Source organism: Microvirga sp. BF8 (genome assembly GCF_059888585.1).
The window spans coordinates 4,239,889-4,254,490 of sequence record NZ_CM187619.1; the positions used below are offsets into that span (position 1 = coordinate 4,239,889).

General features: G+C 67.6%; 16 protein-coding genes. 10 read left to right on the top strand and 6 right to left on the bottom strand.

Annotated features, from left to right (window positions below; genetic code table 11):
• Positions 1-43: 43 nt before the first annotated feature.
• Entirely contained in the window at positions 44-1,306 is a 1,263-nt protein-coding gene (locus tag AC522E_RS19975) for a flavin monoamine oxidase family protein (protein WP_500747971.1), read from the top strand.
• A gap of 194 nt (positions 1,307-1,500) precedes the next feature.
• Here the strand turns inward: AC522E_RS19975 and AC522E_RS19980 are convergent, their stop codons facing one another.
• Together AC522E_RS19980 and AC522E_RS19985 are read right to left on the bottom strand one after the other, a co-directional pair.
• Entirely contained in the window at positions 1,501-2,136 is a 636-nt protein-coding gene (locus AC522E_RS19980; RefSeq protein ID WP_500747972.1) for a LysE family translocator, read from the bottom strand.
• 63 nt (positions 2,137-2,199) lie between these two features.
• The gene (locus AC522E_RS19985; protein WP_500747973.1) at positions 2,200-3,192 is read right to left on the bottom strand and encodes a 2-hydroxyacid dehydrogenase; all 993 of its coding nucleotides are present in this window, start codon (positions 3,190-3,192) and stop codon (positions 2,200-2,202) included.
• Between the two features lie 165 nt (positions 3,193-3,357).
• Between AC522E_RS19985 and AC522E_RS19990 the strand changes: the two genes are divergently transcribed.
• Both AC522E_RS19990 and AC522E_RS19995 read left to right on the top strand, forming a co-directional pair.
• Positions 3,358-3,894 carry an SH3 domain-containing protein gene (locus AC522E_RS19990; protein WP_500747974.1) on the top strand — a complete coding sequence of 179 codons (537 nt, stop codon included), beginning with the start codon at positions 3,358-3,360 and terminating at the stop codon, positions 3,892-3,894.
• Between the two features lie 50 nt (positions 3,895-3,944).
• On the top strand, positions 3,945-4,094 hold the full coding sequence (locus AC522E_RS19995; RefSeq protein WP_224313412.1) for a DUF3096 domain-containing protein: 150 nt from the start codon (positions 3,945-3,947) through the stop codon (positions 4,092-4,094).
• A 15-nt stretch (positions 4,095-4,109) separates the two neighbouring features.
• On the opposite strand, the gene AC522E_RS20000 is transcribed toward AC522E_RS19995, so the two are convergent.
• From AC522E_RS20000 to irr, 3 genes are read right to left on the bottom strand one after another with little or no spacing between them, the layout of a single operon-like run.
• The gene (locus AC522E_RS20000; protein WP_500747975.1) at positions 4,110-5,267 is read right to left on the bottom strand and encodes an adenylate/guanylate cyclase domain-containing protein; all 1,158 of its coding nucleotides are present in this window, start codon (positions 5,265-5,267) and stop codon (positions 4,110-4,112) included.
• A gap of 48 nt (positions 5,268-5,315) precedes the next feature.
• Positions 5,316-6,194 (bottom strand): EamA family transporter, encoded by an 879-nt coding sequence (locus AC522E_RS20005; RefSeq protein WP_500747976.1) that lies wholly within the window; start codon positions 6,192-6,194, stop codon positions 5,316-5,318.
• 44 nt (positions 6,195-6,238) lie between these two features.
• A complete protein-coding gene (irr, locus tag AC522E_RS20010; protein ID WP_500750779.1) occupies positions 6,239-6,709 on the bottom strand; it encodes a Fur family transcriptional regulator Irr in 471 nt (156 codons plus the stop codon).
• 234 nt (positions 6,710-6,943) lie between these two features.
• Between irr and fabA the strand changes: the two genes are divergently transcribed.
• From fabA to fabI, 3 genes are all read left to right on the top strand, one after another.
• Positions 6,944-7,462, top strand: coding sequence for a 3-hydroxyacyl-[acyl-carrier-protein] dehydratase FabA (gene fabA / locus AC522E_RS20015; RefSeq protein WP_500747977.1), 519 nt, complete (start codon positions 6,944-6,946; stop codon positions 7,460-7,462).
• Positions 7,463-7,550: 88 nt separating this feature from the next.
• Complete coding sequence (gene fabB, locus AC522E_RS20020) at positions 7,551-8,774, top strand: beta-ketoacyl-ACP synthase I (RefSeq protein ID WP_500747978.1); 1,224 nt, start codon at positions 7,551-7,553, stop codon at positions 8,772-8,774.
• A gap of 160 nt (positions 8,775-8,934) precedes the next feature.
• Positions 8,935-9,765 carry an enoyl-ACP reductase FabI gene (fabI, locus tag AC522E_RS20025; RefSeq protein WP_500750780.1) on the top strand — a complete coding sequence of 277 codons (831 nt, stop codon included), beginning with the start codon at positions 8,935-8,937 and terminating at the stop codon, positions 9,763-9,765.
• A 15-nt stretch (positions 9,766-9,780) separates the two neighbouring features.
• Here the strand turns inward: fabI and AC522E_RS20030 are convergent, their stop codons facing one another.
• Positions 9,781-10,191, bottom strand: a complete 411-nt coding sequence (locus AC522E_RS20030) for a hypothetical protein (protein ID WP_500747979.1) — start codon at positions 10,189-10,191, stop codon at positions 9,781-9,783.
• Between the two features lie 286 nt (positions 10,192-10,477).
• On the opposite strand from AC522E_RS20030, the gene AC522E_RS20035 reads away from it, so the two are divergent.
• From AC522E_RS20035 to AC522E_RS20050, 4 genes are all read left to right on the top strand, one after another.
• The gene (locus AC522E_RS20035) at positions 10,478-11,104 is read left to right on the top strand and encodes a thioredoxin domain-containing protein (protein ID WP_500747980.1); all 627 of its coding nucleotides are present in this window, start codon (positions 10,478-10,480) and stop codon (positions 11,102-11,104) included.
• A gap of 151 nt (positions 11,105-11,255) precedes the next feature.
• Positions 11,256-12,770, top strand: coding sequence for a murein biosynthesis integral membrane protein MurJ (gene murJ, locus AC522E_RS20040; protein WP_500747981.1), 1,515 nt, complete (start codon positions 11,256-11,258; stop codon positions 12,768-12,770).
• A gap of 65 nt (positions 12,771-12,835) precedes the next feature.
• Complete coding sequence (trpS, locus tag AC522E_RS20045; protein ID WP_500747982.1) at positions 12,836-13,876, top strand: tryptophan--tRNA ligase; 1,041 nt, start codon at positions 12,836-12,838, stop codon at positions 13,874-13,876.
• 52 nt (positions 13,877-13,928) lie between these two features.
• A complete protein-coding gene (locus AC522E_RS20050) occupies positions 13,929-14,426 on the top strand; it encodes a universal stress protein (protein WP_500747983.1) in 498 nt (165 codons plus the stop codon).
• Positions 14,427-14,602 lie beyond the last annotated feature (176 nt).

The following is a 14,602-nucleotide window of genomic DNA, read 5'->3' on the forward strand; positions in this document are numbered from 1 at the left end:
ACTTATGAACGCTCTCTCCGCAAGACGAGGGGCGGAGGATCCGATGCCATCACGAAACGCGCGCCCGCCGGGCGGCACGCCGGGAGATGTCGATGTCGCCATCGTCGGCGCGGGCGCGGCGGGAATCGGCGCGGCCCGGGTTCTTCTCGCGGCGGGGCTGACGGTTGTCATGCTCGAGGCGCGAAGCCGCATTGGCGGGCGGGCGGTGACGGTGCCGCTGCGGGGCCACCCCATCGATCTCGGTGCCCATTGGCTGCATAACGGCCCGATCAATCCGCTGGTGCGTCTCGGCCGCAGGCGGGGCGAGCCCCTGCGCACGGCTCCTGGCGAACGGCACCTCTTCATTCGCGGCCGACCGGCGACCCCGGCGGAGGACGCCGGGTCCCACCGCGCCTTCGCGCTCGCCGACGCCGCCCTGAGCCGGGCATCGCGCCAGGGTCCCGACCGGGCCGCGGCCAAAGTCCTGCCGCCGCTCGGACCTTTCGGGCGCCGCGTCGTCGCCGTCGAAAGTCTCGTGTCCGGCCGCCCCTTCGACGAGGTCAGCCTGCATGACGTGCCCGACATGCCCTATGGCGACAATTCCTTCATCCGGGGCGGGCTCGGCGCCTATGTGGCCCGCCTTGGGCGGGGCATGCCGGTACGGCTCCGGACGCCGGTCCGTGCTCTCGACTGGTCGGGCGCGGGCGTCCGGCTCGACACGGATGCGGGAAGCCTGCATGCGCGGGGGGCCATCGTCACCACACCCATGGCCGTGCTGCAGGCGGGCGGCATGCGTTTCACGCCGGATCTTCCCGTTCCCGTTCAGGAGGCGATCCATGGTTTCACGCAGGGAATTTACGAGCATGTGGTGCTCCACTGGCCGGACGCGCCCTTCCGGGGAGCCGACCGCCTGGCGAGCCTGATGGGCCTCCGGGAGGAACCTCCGGGCCTGCTGACACGGATCGACGGCATGCCGTTCCATTACTTCGAATACGACCTGAAAACTGCGTGCCGCTTCGACGGTCGCGACGCCGACGCGCCGGGGCGCCATGCGCGGGCCGTGCTGGCGGAGCAGTTCGGGCATCGGGCCATCGGGCGCCTGAGCGTCTGCCGCAGCACCGCATGGCGGCGTGATCCCTGGTCGCGCGCGTCCTGGGCCGTCGTTCCGCCCGGCCTCGTCCCGATCCGCGACCGGCTCAAGGAGGCGGTGGGCAACCGGATCTGGTTTGCGGGGGAGGCGCTCTCCCGGGCGCAGTGGGGCACGGTGGGCGGCGCCTGGGAGGAGGGTGAACGGGCGGCGGAAGAGATTGTGGGCCGGTTTGGATGATCGCAGGTGCGCTTGAACCTGCCGTTCTGGGCCGCGGCGCGAGAGGATCCACACCGCTGTCGATGCTGGATCAGGCACATCGGCGGCCGCAGCACTCCCATGAAGCGCTGGCGGCTATGGGTTCCGGACTCGCCTACGGCGCCCCGAAATGACCTTCGGTATGGCAGCGGCCGCGAGACTGCAGGGCCACGCGGTCAGTGCGCCTTCACGGTCTCGACGATCAGGCGCACGCCCAGGGCGCCCATCACGGCACCGGCGGCCCGGTCGATCCAGGCCTTGGCGCTGCCATAGGCCGTGCGGGGTCCGCTGGCGGAGAGGGCCAGCGCCACCACCGCGTACCAGACGGCTTCCACCAGGAAGATCAGCGGCGGCAGCGACACGAGCATCCAGGCCGGGGGAGCGGCCGGCAGAAGCGCGGCGAAAATGCTCGCGTAGTACACCGCCGTCTTCGGGTTGCTGAGCTGGGTCGCGGCCGCCACGGAGAAGGAGCGCAGCACCGAGGTCGAGGCGCCCTGACCCGTTGCAGCCACCACGAGCGGCGCAGAGGCGCCCCGCCAGATACGGATTCCAAGATAGACCAGATAGGCTCCGCCGAGCAGCTTCAGGGCCAGGAAGAGCCATTCGACCTGGGACAGAAGCGCGTTCAGGCCGAGCAGCGCCAGGGTTCCGAACGCGGCGCCGCCCAGGCCCATTCCGAGCGCCGCGGCCAGGCCGTCGCGGCGTGAGCCGGCGATGGCAATGCGCGACACGAGCACGAAGCTCGGGCCCGGACTCATGGCGCCGATCAGCAGGGCCCCGAGAATGCTCGCGAGAACGGTCGACATGGCCATGGGCGATCTCCCTGAAACGGTCCTATTCCGCCCGCGCGATCCCGGTCGCGTCGGGACGGGCTGTCACAGCATGCTCGGCAGCACCCGGTCCGGCGGCTTGTGGCCGTCGATGAAGGAGCGGATGTTGACGATCACCTTCTCGCCCATGGCGACGCGGCCTTCCTGCGTGGCGGAGCCCATATGCGGGAGGAGCACCACCTTGCCCTGCTTGGCGAGCCGGACGAGCCGCGGGTTGACGGCGGGTTCCTCCTCGAACACGTCGAGGCCGGCGCCGGCAATGGCGCCCGCCTCGATGAGACGCGTCAGGGCGGTTTCGTCGATCACCTCGCCGCGGGCCGTGTTCACCAGGATCGCATCCGGCTTCATCAGCTTGAGGCGGCGGGCCGAGAGCAGATGATACGTCGCCGGCGTATGCGGGCAATTGACGGAGACGATGTCCATCCGCGCCAGCATCTGGTCGAGGGATTCCCAATAGGTCGCTTCGAGCTCGGCCTCGATCTTCGGCGCCACGTGGCGGCGGTTGTGATAGTGGATCGACAGGCCGAAGGCCTTGGCCCGCCGCGCCAGCGCCTGGCCGATGCGGCCCATGCCGACGATGCCGAGGCGCTTCCCGGTGATGCGCCGGCCAAGCATCCAGGTGGGGGACCAGCCGGCCCATTTGCCCTCCGGGATGACACGGGCCCCCTCCGGAATGCGGCGGGCGACGGCGAGAATCAGCGCCATGGTCATGTCGGCCGTGTCCTCGGTGAGCACGCCCGGCGTATTGGTGACGGTCACCCCCTTCGCCAGGGCGGCCTGCACGTCGATATTGTCGACGCCATTGCCGAAATTGGCGATGAGCTTGAGATTCGGTCCCGCCTCGGCGATCAGGGACGCGTCGATCTCGTCCGTCACCGTGGGCACCAGGACATCGGCCGCCGCCATCGCCTCCGTGAGGGCCTCCCGGGACAGGGGTTCGTCCTCGAGATTGAGGCGCGTGTCGAAAAGTTCGCGCATGCGCGTCTCGATCACGTCGGGCAGCCGGCGGGTGACGACGACGACAGGTCTCTTTTTCATCGGATCGCAAAGCCCCCCAAATGCTCGAAAACCGGGAGAATCGAGAGAGCTTTCACGCTCCCTTAACTCTGTTTCAGCCACTAAGGCGACGAGCCGCCGCGTGGCGGCCCCCGCTACGCTTCTCTACCAGAGGCACGACCCGAGACAAACCCGACGCGAGGAAACATGCGCAGGATCCTTCTTCTCCTTGCCTTGATGGCCTTTGGGGCTTCGGCCTCCCTCGCGCAACAGCAACCTCCGGGCGGGCGCCTCGGCACCGGCCTGCCCGTACCGCGTTACGTGAGTCTCAAGACGGACCGGGTCAACCTGCGGGAAGGCCCCTCGAAGGATCACCGCACGGCCTGGGTGTTCCAGCGCGCCGGCCTGCCCGTCGAGATCATCGCCGAATACGAGACCTGGCGCCGCATCCGCGATTCGGAAGGCACCGAGGGCTGGGTGCTCCATTCCCTCCTCTCCGGACGGCGCACGGCCCTCGTCATGCCCTGGGCCAAGGGCGAGGTTCCGCCGATCCCGCTTCACGAACAACCGAACGACAAGAGCGGCACCGCCGCGCAGCTGCAGCCGGGCGTGATCGCCAGCATCAAGAGCTGTGACGGCACCTGGTGCCGGGTGGTGATCGTCATGGAGCGCGCCCGCGACGTGGACGGCTATGTCCACCAGGACAAGCTCTGGGGCGTCTATCCGAACGAGACGGTCGAGTGAGCGGTGCGCCGCGCCTCACCTCCTGACGACCTACTGGGAAAACTGAAAGCATGACTCTGTCCTTCAGCCTCAAGAACATTCTGCCGCTGCTGGCCCTCATCCTCGGGATCGCATCGATCGTGGCGCCCCGCTTCCTCAACATCTTCGTGGCGATTTTCCTCATCGCCTATGCGGTGGTCGGCTTCGGCCTGATTCGCTGATCGCTCCTGCCCCCCTCAGGCGAGGGTGAAGAGCTCCCGCTCGGTCGGCACGCCGCGCAGCCGGTGACGGCCGAGAGGGCGGACGGGCACCGGGCTCGCGGCGGCGACGGCCGCGGACATGACGAGGGCGCAGTCGAGCGCGCCGCAGAGCGTCTCCATACGGCTGACCTCGTTCACGGCCGGGCCGATGACCGTGAAATCCAGCCGGTTGGCGGCGCCGATATTGCCATAGAAGACGTCGCCGCTGTGGAGCGCGACGTCGAGGCTGAGCGGCCGTGCATCCGGATGGGCCCGGTTGACCCCCTCGTTGCGCAAGAGCGCCGCGCGGGCGGCCCGAACGGCCGCGGCGCAGGCGGCGTCATGCGGCCGCGCGTCGGTGATCGGGAAGGCGGCGAGCAGTCCGTCGCCGAGAAACTTCAGCACCTCTCCTCCCTCCTCCGCCACCGGGCCGGCCATGGCCTCGAGATGCTCGTCGAGCCGGCCGATGAGCGACATTCCGATCTCGTCGGCAAGGGCCGTGAAGCCCCGGAGATCGGCGAACAGCAGCGCCGCCGTGATGGTGGTGCCGGAGCCGCGCCGGATCTCGCCGCTCAGGACGCGCCGCCCCGCCGAGAGGCCGACATAGGTATCGAGCATCCCGACCGTGAGATCGTAGAGGCCGATGCGGTAGGCGGAGAGGCCGAGGAGCGGCATCAGCGCGCCGATCCGGGCGATCTCGTCGGGCGTGAAGCCGCCGGCGCGATGGCTGGAAAAGGCGGCGGCGATGCCGCGAAGGTCAGGCATGCCGTCATTCTGGAACGGGATGAGATGCGCGAGATAATCCGTACCGCCCTGGCGCCGGATCTCCTCGAAGATCGCAAAGGGGGCGGCGCCCGGCGCATCGAAACGCCAATGCCGCTGATTCAGGCCCTCGCGCAGCATGTAGCCGAAGGGACTGATCTCGAAGGCTTCCTGGTTGCGTTCGTGCGACAGCCCTTCGACCACGGTTTCCGCCGTATGGGTCCAGATGTGGTTGAACACGCGGATCGTGGGGTTGACGGTCGGCAGGGCGATATAGGCCCGCGCCAGCGGAAGGCCGCCTTCGGTCAGGCGGTCGGCGAAGCCGGTCAGGAGCGCGCCGATGCTCGATCCGCTCAATCCCTGTTCGATGATCCAGGTCTCGATGCTCGTCATGGCCCTCATCCTAGCACGGGCGGGCGTATCGGTGGCCGCGCACCCGTCTCAGATGGCGCGGAGCCGTCGCACCAGGCGGATCCCGAAGACGTTGATGATCAGGCCCAGCACGATCACGCCGCCGCCGACGGCCTCGATGGGGCGCATGGTCTCGCCCAGAATCAGGGCGGAGCCGAGGATTCCCGCCACCGGCACAAGGAGGGCGAAGGGGGTGACGGTCGCGGCCGGATAGCGGGAGAGCAGGAAGCTCCAGACCGCGAAGGCGAAGACCGTGGTCGGATAGGCGAGATAGGCCACTGCGCCGATCATTCCGCCGTTCACATGGGAGAGGGCCGCCAGCACCCGGTCGGGCCCGTCGAGGATAAGCGAAAAGGCCAGGAGCGGCAGGGGCGGGATCAGGCTCGCCCAGACCACGAAGCCGAGCATGTCGACCCGGCCGGCCTTCTTGGAAACGATGTTCGCGACACCCCAGGCCGCGGCCGCCGCCACCGTCATCAGGAACGGCACGGCGCCGCCGCCGGACAGGCGCGGCCAGGCGATGAGAATGAGCCCCAGGCAGGCGACGGCGCCGCCGACGATCTGGTGCGGCCCGGGCCTTTCATTCATGAGAAGCGCGGCGAAAAGGATGGTGAAGAAGACCTGCGCCTGCATCACGACCGAGGCGAGGCTCGCCGGCATGCCGAGCGCGATGGCTGCGAAGAGCAGCCCGAACTGGGCGACGCCGAGAAAGAAGCCGTAGCCGGCGAGGATCCGCCAGCTGGTCCGCGGCCGTGGGATGAGGAACACCGCCGGCAGGGCGGCGAAGACGAAGCGCAGGGAAGCCAGCAGGAGGGGCGGCGTGCTTCCGACCCCGAGCTTGATGACGACGAAACTGAGGCCCCAGATGACGGTGACGATCAGGGCGAGAAGCACATGGGCGAGCGGCATGTTCTGGAATCCGAGCGCCGCTCCGGTCCGGCAGGGCGGGTTTTTTACGCGGCTTTGCGGCGGAGGCGCACGATCACTTCGACGCCGGCCACTTCCATCCCCGGCGGCGGTGCCGGCAGGTCGGCGACGCTGACGCCCGTCGAGGGCATATCGACCAGTTCACCCTCGTCCTCGAGGAAGAAATGGTGGTGCTCGGTGGGGTTGGTGTCGAAATAGGCCTTGGCCCCGTCCACCGCGAGCTGGCGCAGCAGGCCCGCCTGGGTGAACTGGTGCAGGGTGTTGTAGACGGTGGCGAGGGAAACCGGCACCCGGGCGCGCGTGGCCTCGTCGAAGAGCATCTCGGCCGTGATGTGGCGGTCGCCCTTGCCGAACAGGAGCCAGCCCAGCGAGACCCGCTGGCGGGTCGGCCGCAGACCCACGCGACGCAGCTTGTCCCGCAGCTCGGACAGAGGACAGCCCCGCCGGTGGGCGGGAGCGGAGGTGGATTCGATATAGGCGGCCAAGGGATCGGTCATCTTCGGAACTGATTGCAAGAAAAGATGCTTCTATCCTTACAATGATAGGGAAGCGAGGCCCTGGCCGCAAGGCTGGATGCCGCAGACCCGGGCTGCGATGTGCAAAGTTTCGGGCTCTGCGGCCCAGGTCCCTTTGAAGGACGGCGAAGCCTGTGCTACCAGAGCCCCGTTTCGATGGCCGCAGGCGCTCCCTGGGGCTGGTTTTGTAATGCGATGAAAGGATCGGCATCCGGCATGGCGCGCCCGTCGAGCTTTACTTACGAGGAGCTTCTCGCCTGCGGGCGCGGAGAGATGTTCGGCCCCGGCAATGCACAATTGCCCCTTCCGCCGATGCTCATGTTCGACCGCATCACCTCCATCGGCGAGGATGGTGGCGAGCATGGCAAGGGCCATGTGCGCGCCGAACTCGATGTCCGGCCGGATCTCTGGTTTTTTCCCTGCCATTTCAAGGGCGACCCGGTGATGCCCGGCTGCCTGGGGCTGGACGCCCTGTGGCAGATGGTCGGCTTCTTCCTCGGCTGGTCCGGCTCCCCGGGCCGGGGCCGGGCGCTCGGCGTCGGCGAGGTGAAATTTTCCGATCAGGTGCTGCCGACCGTCAAGAAGGTGGTCTATGGCGTCGATCTCAAGCGCGTTTTCCGCTCCAAGCTCGTTCTCGGGATCGCCGATGGCTGGCTCGAGGCGGACGGACGGCGCATTTACGAAGCCAAGGACCTGAGGGTCGGTCTGTTCCAGACCGAGGCGGCCGGCGGCTAGCACTTCGTGATATGGTTGTGGTCGGTCACGGCCGACCTTACCTGTGCTCCGTCGGGTTCGGTCCGGCTTTTCTTTGGAAGAGGTAGCTATGAGGCGCGTCGTCGTCACCGGAATGGGCATCGTATCGTCCATCGGCAACACCACGCAGGAGGTGCTGGCCTCTTTGCGCGAAGCGAAATCCGGCATCGCCAAGGCCGATGATTACGAGAAATACAATTTCCGGTGCCAGGTTCACGGCGCCCCGACCCTGAATCCGGAAGAGATGGTCGACCGCCGTGCCATGCGCTTTCACGGCAAGGGCACCGCCTGGAACCACGTAGCCATGGATCAGGCGATCCGTGATTCCGGCCTTGAGGAGGGTGACATCTCCAACGAGCGCACCGGCATCGTCATGGGCTCGGGCGGTCCCTCCACGCGCACCATCGTCGAGGCCGCCGACATCACCCGCGACAAGGGCCCCAAGCGCATCGGGCCCTTCGCGGTGCCGAAGGCCATGTCCTCCACCGCCTCCGCGACTCTCGCCACCTGGTTCAAGATCAAGGGCGTCAACTATTCCATCTCCTCCGCCTGCGCGACGTCGAATCACTGCATCGGCAATGCCTACGAGATCATTCAGATGGGCAAGCAGGACGTGATCTTCGCGGGCGGCTGCGAGGATCTCGACTGGTCCCTGTCGTCGCTGTTCGACGCGATGGGCGCCATGTCCACCAAGTACAACGACACGCCGGCCAAGGCCTCCCGCGCCTATGACGTGAACCGGGACGGCTTCGTCATCGCCGGCGGTGCCGGGGTGCTGGTGCTGGAGGAACTCGAGCACGCGAAAGCGCGCGGCGCGCGCATCTACGGCGAGATCGTCGGCTACGGCGCCACCTCGGACGGCTACGACATGGTCGCCCCGTCCGGCGAGGGTGCGGTACGCTGCATGCGCATGGCGCTGCAGAACGTGAAGACTCCGGTCGACTACATCAACCCGCACGCCACCTCGACCCCCGTCGGCGACCTGAAGGAGATCGAGGCGATCCGCGAGGTGTTCGGCGCCGGGGACAAGTGCCCGCCGATCTCCGCCACCAAGTCCCTCACCGGCCACTCGCTGGGCGCCACCGGCGTGCAGGAGGCGATCTACTCGCTCCTGATGATGAACAACGGCTTCATCTGCGAAAGCGCCCATATCGAGGAACTCGACCCGGCCTTCGCCGACATGCCGATCGTTCAGAAGCGGATCGACAACGCCGCCCTCGAGACGGTCCTGTCCAACTCCTTCGGCTTCGGCGGCACCAATGCGACTCTGGTGTTCAGCCGTTACAACGCTTAAGGAAACGTCACATCGCTGAGACATGGCCGTGCGAGGTCCCGACGCCAACAGGGAGGGAACCCGCATGGACATGCTCGAAAATACGACCATCACGGCTCGCAATGCACGGTTTGATAACGATCCGCATCGCAACCTGGAGCCGATGCACAAGGGGACCCGAGTGACCGGTCTGATGCAAGGAAAGCGCGGCCTCATCATGGGCGTCGCGAACGATCATTCCATTGCCTGGGGCATCGCCAAGACCCTGGCGGCGCACGGGGCGGACCTCGCCTTCACCTACCAGGGCGAGGCGCTCGGAAAGCGGGTGACGCCCCTCGCCAAGTCTCTCGGCTCCGATCTGGTCCTGTCCTGCGACGTGGAGGATCTCGCCTCCGTCGACACGGCGTTCGACACGCTCGACGCGCGCTGGGACGGCATCGATTTCGTGGTCCATGCCATCGGCTTTTCCGACAAGTCGCAGCTCAAGGGCTCCTACGTGGACGTCACCACCCGGGAGAACTTCTCCCGCACCATGGTGATCTCCTGCTTCTCCTTCACGGAAATCGCGCAGCGCGCGGCGAAACGCATGAAGGACGGCGGCTCGCTCCTCACCCTCACCTATGGCGGTTCGACCCGCGTCATGCCGAACTACAACGTGATGGGCGTGGCGAAGGCGGCTCTGGAGGCGAGCGTCCGTTACATCGCCTCCGATCTCGGCCCCCGCGGCATCCGCTGCAACGCGATCTCCGCCGGCCCCGTGCGGACGCTGGCCGGCGCGGGCATCTCCGATGCGCGGCTGATGTTCACCTACCAGAAGGCGCACGCTCCCCTTCGCCGCACGGTCAGCATCGAGGATATCGGCGGCTCGGCGCTGTATCTTCTGTCCGACCTCGCCAACGGCGTGACCGGCGAAATCCATTACGTGGATTCCGGCTACAACATCATCTCCATGCCGCGCCCGGACGTGCTGAAGGCGCAGGACGCGGCCGGCGTGACGGGCGAAGAGGACTAGTCCGACCCGAGCCGGTCACTCCGCAGGCGTGATTCCCACATGCGGGTTCGGCGCCATGGACGCTGCCGGACGGAAGACGAAATAGCCGAACAAGAGCATGGCGGCGAGCACGACGAGGGATGCCAGTGCGGCAACCGGATCCATGGCCTCGTAGCCGAGGTGAATGCCGGCGACGGCAATCGTCAGGATGACCGTTCCCGCCGACCACAGGCCGACCTGGATCACGGCCAGCCGGCTCGCGTCGAGAGCGGGACGCCGCTCGTAATAGATGCCGAACAGGAAAAGCGATACCCATCCCAGCAGGTTCAGGTGGGCATGAGCCGGCATGATGGAATGGTCCCGAGCCGCTGCCATTCCGATCCCCATCGCCATTCCCGCGACGACGAACAGAACGGCGAGCCTGAAGCTGAGTGCGGATGCTTTCATCACAATTCCTCCTTGAAGTGCCCTCTTCTGCTCGTTCTGAGCTTATCTTTACCTAAAGGCAGGCCTGTATTGGCCGCTGTGCGAGAAAGCACAACGACTATTTCGGATCAGGATTTTGCGACAGAGCCGCTTGCCTCGGCGCAATCCGGAGGCGCCGCGTGGCCCTGGACACCCGTGACCGGCATGGGACCGGGCTCACGAGCGCGTGAGGCGGCGAAGCTCGGCCTTGCTCCCGACACGTTCCGGCGTCAGGAGGGCGTCGTCCCCGACGCGAGTTCCCATTCCCATGATTCTCTCCCGCCGCACTTTGCTCGCAGGCCTGTCCCTTTCGGGCTTCGCCTCCTCTGCCCTCGCCCAGAAGGCGCCCGAACCGGAGCGCATCCCGGTCGAGCTTTTCGAGGAAACCCTCGACCTGCCCTCGGCCGTGAAGCTCGGGCACGCCCATGGCGACGTGATCATGGTCGAGTATTTCGACTACAACTGCCCCTATTGCAAACGCTCGGCCCAGGACCTGCCGGCCCTGCTGAAGGCGGAGCCGGATCTCACCTACTATCTCGTCAATTTCGCCGTGCTGGGCCTGCCGTCGGTCACCGCCACGAAGGCCGCGCTCGGCTACCTGCAGGTCTATGGACCGGATCGCTACCTGCCCCTGCATCTCGCCCTGTTCCAGCTCCGTGGAGCCGTCGACGGCGACCGCGCCCTGAACGAAGCCGAGCGCCTCGGCGGCGACCGCAAGCGGGTGACCGAGGCGGCCAACCAGGAGCGCACCGTGCAATGGATGAAGCAGGCTCTTACCCTCGGAAACTCCCTCGGCTTCGTCGCGACGCCGTCCTATCTCGCCGGCACCGAGAGCTATGTCGGCGGCATGAATCTCGACCAGAAGCGGGCCGCCATCGCCCGCGCGAGGGGCTGAGCGTTCGCCTGTCCAGGCCGCGCCCGGAAGAAGGGGCGGGGCGGAAAGGGGCACGTTCCGCCGCACAGTTTCACGCCGGTCCCGTCCGCAGGGAAGCGACACCCGATCATTTCTTAGACAATTCCTTCGGGACGCTTTAAGCGCGGCGATCATGTCGCTCCTGCGCTCCTCACTCCTGGTCGGAACCGGGGCCATCGCGTCGCGGATCCTCGGATTCGCCCGGGACATCCTGTTCGCGCAGGTGCTCGGGGCGGGACCGGTGGCGGATGCGTTCCTGGCCGCCTTCCGCCTGCCCAACCTGGTGCGCCGGGTGGTTGCCGAAGGCGGCCTCAACCCGGCCCTGGTGCCCGTCCTCGGACGTCTGGAAGCGGAGGAATCTGCGAAGGTCGCGGGGGATGTGACCCTCGTCTTCGCGCTCATGCTCCTGGGCCTCGTCGCCTTCGTCGAAGCGGCCGCGGGAACGATCGGCCTGCTGCTCGCTCCCGGCCTCGCGACGGTGGACGGCGCGCCCGACCTCGTGGCGCTCTATACCCGCCTCGCCTTCCCCTCCGTCTTCGGCGTGACCCTCGCCTCCATCGGTGCGGCTTTCCTCAACCTCCACCGCCGATATGGTGCCGTGACTGTCGCGCCCCTCGCCGTCAATGGCGGCCTGATCGTGGCCTTGATCGTCATCGACCGTCTGTCCCTGCCTCCGGAGCGCGAGGCGGCCTGGCTTGCCGTCGGCTCGAGCCTCGCCGGGTTCCTGCAGCTCTCCCTCATCGCCGCGGCGCTCCTGTCCGGCGGCGGAAAGCCGCTCAGGTTCCGGCGTCCGGTCTGGACGCCGGCGCTGAAGAACCTTCTCCTCGCCGGCCTGCCCGCCCTCCTGGCGAGCGGCGCGGTGCAGCTGTTCTTTCTGGTCGGGACGCAGATCGCCTCCTTCTTTCCGTCGGGTGTGTCCTGGCTCTACTACGCGGAAAAGGTGATGCAGCTGCCGCTGGGGCTGATGGCGGCCCTGGCGGCCGGGATCCTCCTGCCCGAGCTCGCCACCCGGCACCGGGCGGGACAGGCGGAGCCCATCGTCGCGGCGCAGAACCGGGCCCTCGGGCTGGCGCTGACATTGGCCCTGCCCGCCGGAGCGGCCCTGGTAATCCTGGCCGGGCCCATCGCCACGGTCCTGTTTCAGCGCGGCGCCTTCGACGCCGCCGATGCGCACGGCACCGCCCTCGTTCTCATGGGCCTGGGCGCCGGGCTGCCCTTCGCGACCCTCGGCAAGGTGCTGAGCCAGACCCTTTTCGCAAAGGGAGCCCTGCGCGGAACCCTGCTCGCCGCCCTGGCGGGCATCGCCGTCACGGCGGGTGCGGCCGCGATCCTGGGCGCTCTCCTCGGCATGAGCGGGATCGCGCTCGGGATCAGCCTGGGCTGCCTCGCCCATGCGGGCGTGCTCGTCCTGCTGCTCCGCCGGGTGGGGCTGTGGTGCCTGACGCCGGACCTCGCGTCCCGGGCCCTGCGAATCGCGCTTGCGACGGCGGCGATGGCGCTCGGCCTCTTCGCCGCCCTGCCGTGGCTGCCGGGGGCCGTCGGCCTGGCCGTGCTCTGCGGCGGCGGGCTTGTCCTCTATGCGGCGGCCGCATGGCTTTCCGGCGCCGTGACGCGGGAGGATCTCGCGCTCGCGACGAAAAAGCCGTAAGAGCGCTTGCGTCGCGGCCCGGCCCTGTCATAACCCGCCGCAACCAAGCGTGGGAGTCGATCAGGATGGCGCAGTTCAAGGAGCTCGTGTTTTCGGGCGTTCAGCCGACGGGCAATCTCCATCTCGGAAACTATCTCGGCGCCATCAAGCGCTTCGTGACGATGCAGGAGACGCATGACTGCATCTACTGCGTGGTCGACATGCACGCGATCACCGTCTGGCAGGACCCCAAGGAGCTGAACCGGCAGATCCGCGAGGTCACGGCCGCCTTCCTCGCCGCCGGAATCGATCCCCGGAAGCACATCGTCTTCAACCAGAGCCAGGTCTCCCAGCACGCCGAACTCGCCTGGGTGTTCAACTGCATCGCCCGCATGGGCTGGGCGAACCGCATGACCCAGTTCAAGGAGAAGGCGGGCAAGGACCGGGAGAACGCTTCCGTGGGCCTCTTCGCCTACCCGATGCTGATGGCCGCCGACATCCTGGTCTACCGCGCCACGCATGTGCCGGTGGGCGAGGACCAGAAGCAGCACCTGGAGCTGACCCGCGACGTCGCCCAGAAATTCAACAACGACTACGCGGAGTCCATCGCCGCGCACGGATTCGGCGATGCCTTCTTCCCGCTGACCGAGCCGCTGATCGCCGGCCCGGCCACCCGGGTCATGTCCCTGCGCGATGGTTCGAAGAAGATGTCGAAATCGGACCCGTCCGACTATTCGCGTATCAACCTGACCGACGACGCGGACACCATCGCCCAGAAGATCCGCAAGGCGAAGACCGATCCCGAGCCGCTGCCGACCGAGAGCGAGGGGCTCAAGAGCCGTCCCGAGGCGGAGAATCTCGTGGCGATCTATGCCGCCCTGACCGACACGACCCCCGAAGCCGTCCTGCGCGAGCACGGCGGCGCCCAGTTCTCCGGCTTCAAGGCAGCGCTGGTGGATGTGGCAGTGGCGAAGCTGGCTCCCATCGCCGGCGAGATGCGCCGTCTCATGGCCGATCCCGGCCATATCGAGGCGGTGCTGGCGGAGGGATCGGCCCGGGCACGGGCCGTTGCCGGGCCGAACATGGATGCGGTCAAGGATATCGTCGGCTTTGTGCGGGCGCGCTAGTTTGCTCTCCTGCCGCTGCGGAATCGGGGCGGAGTGACAGGGGAGACGAGCTTTGAGCGGCAAACGCCAATCCTATGAGACCGGCCACCGGCCGAAATTCATGGTGGTGGTCGACAAGACCACCGAATGCTCGCGCGCGATCCATTTCGCGGCACGCCGGACCGCGCGCACCGGTGCGAGCATGATCATGCTCGCCGTCGTCGACCCGCCCGCCAATTTCGAGTGGATCGGCGTCGGCGAAGCCATGGTCGAGGAAGCGCGGGACGAGGCCCGCAAGCAGCTGGAAGCCGCCGCGAGCGAGGCCCGCAGTGCCGCCGGCGTCGAGCCGGAACTGGCGATCAGGGTGGGCCCGCGCGCCGACGAGATCATCAGGCTCATCAACGAGGACGAGGACATTTCCTTTCTCGTCCTCGCGGCGGGCATCGGCAAGGAGGGGCCCGGCCCTCTCGTCTCCACTCTCGCCGGCAAGGCCGCCTCGACCTTCCCCGTGCCCATCGTCATCGTCCCCGGCAGCCTGACCGACGAGGAGATCGACGCCCTGGCGGGATGATCATGTCACTGCCCTGCCCTTCCAGGACGGCCTGCAGGGCCTGGCCCGGACCGACAATCCTGCGCTATCGGCGAAGCATGCGCGCGTGTCCGGCCCTTGGAATCGCGCCGCCCCCATTCCACATCTGGACCAGAACCTGTTAGAACGATTCCAAGCCCGGGATGAGCCCCGGGTCC

Excerpts from the sequence above, each read along its gene's own strand:
- AC522E_RS19975 (WP_500747971.1), top strand. The coding sequence starts at position 44 with ATGCCATCACGAAACGCGCGCCCGCCGGGCGGCACGCCGGGAGATGTC.
- AC522E_RS19980 (WP_500747972.1), bottom strand. The coding sequence starts at position 2,136 with ATGGCCATGTCGACCGTTCTCGCGAGCATTCTCGGGGCCCTGCTGATC.
- AC522E_RS19985 (WP_500747973.1), bottom strand. The coding sequence starts at position 3,192 with ATGAAAAAGAGACCTGTCGTCGTCGTCACCCGCCGGCTGCCCGACGTG.
- AC522E_RS19990 (WP_500747974.1), top strand. The coding sequence starts at position 3,358 with ATGCGCAGGATCCTTCTTCTCCTTGCCTTGATGGCCTTTGGGGCTTCG.
- AC522E_RS19995 (WP_224313412.1), top strand. The coding sequence starts at position 3,945 with ATGACTCTGTCCTTCAGCCTCAAGAACATTCTGCCGCTGCTGGCCCTC.
- AC522E_RS20000 (WP_500747975.1), bottom strand. The coding sequence starts at position 5,267 with ATGACGAGCATCGAGACCTGGATCATCGAACAGGGATTGAGCGGATCG.
- AC522E_RS20005 (WP_500747976.1), bottom strand. The coding sequence starts at position 6,194 with ATGCCGCTCGCCCATGTGCTTCTCGCCCTGATCGTCACCGTCATCTGG.
- irr (WP_500750779.1), bottom strand. The coding sequence starts at position 6,709 with ATGACCGATCCCTTGGCCGCCTATATCGAATCCACCTCCGCTCCCGCC.
- fabA (WP_500747977.1), top strand. The coding sequence starts at position 6,944 with ATGGCGCGCCCGTCGAGCTTTACTTACGAGGAGCTTCTCGCCTGCGGG.
- fabB (WP_500747978.1), top strand. The coding sequence starts at position 7,551 with ATGAGGCGCGTCGTCGTCACCGGAATGGGCATCGTATCGTCCATCGGC.
- AC522E_RS20030 (WP_500747979.1), bottom strand. The coding sequence starts at position 10,191 with ATGAAAGCATCCGCACTCAGCTTCAGGCTCGCCGTTCTGTTCGTCGTC.
- AC522E_RS20035 (WP_500747980.1), top strand. The coding sequence starts at position 10,478 with ATGATTCTCTCCCGCCGCACTTTGCTCGCAGGCCTGTCCCTTTCGGGC.
- murJ (WP_500747981.1), top strand. The coding sequence starts at position 11,256 with ATGTCGCTCCTGCGCTCCTCACTCCTGGTCGGAACCGGGGCCATCGCG.
- trpS (WP_500747982.1), top strand. The coding sequence starts at position 12,836 with ATGGCGCAGTTCAAGGAGCTCGTGTTTTCGGGCGTTCAGCCGACGGGC.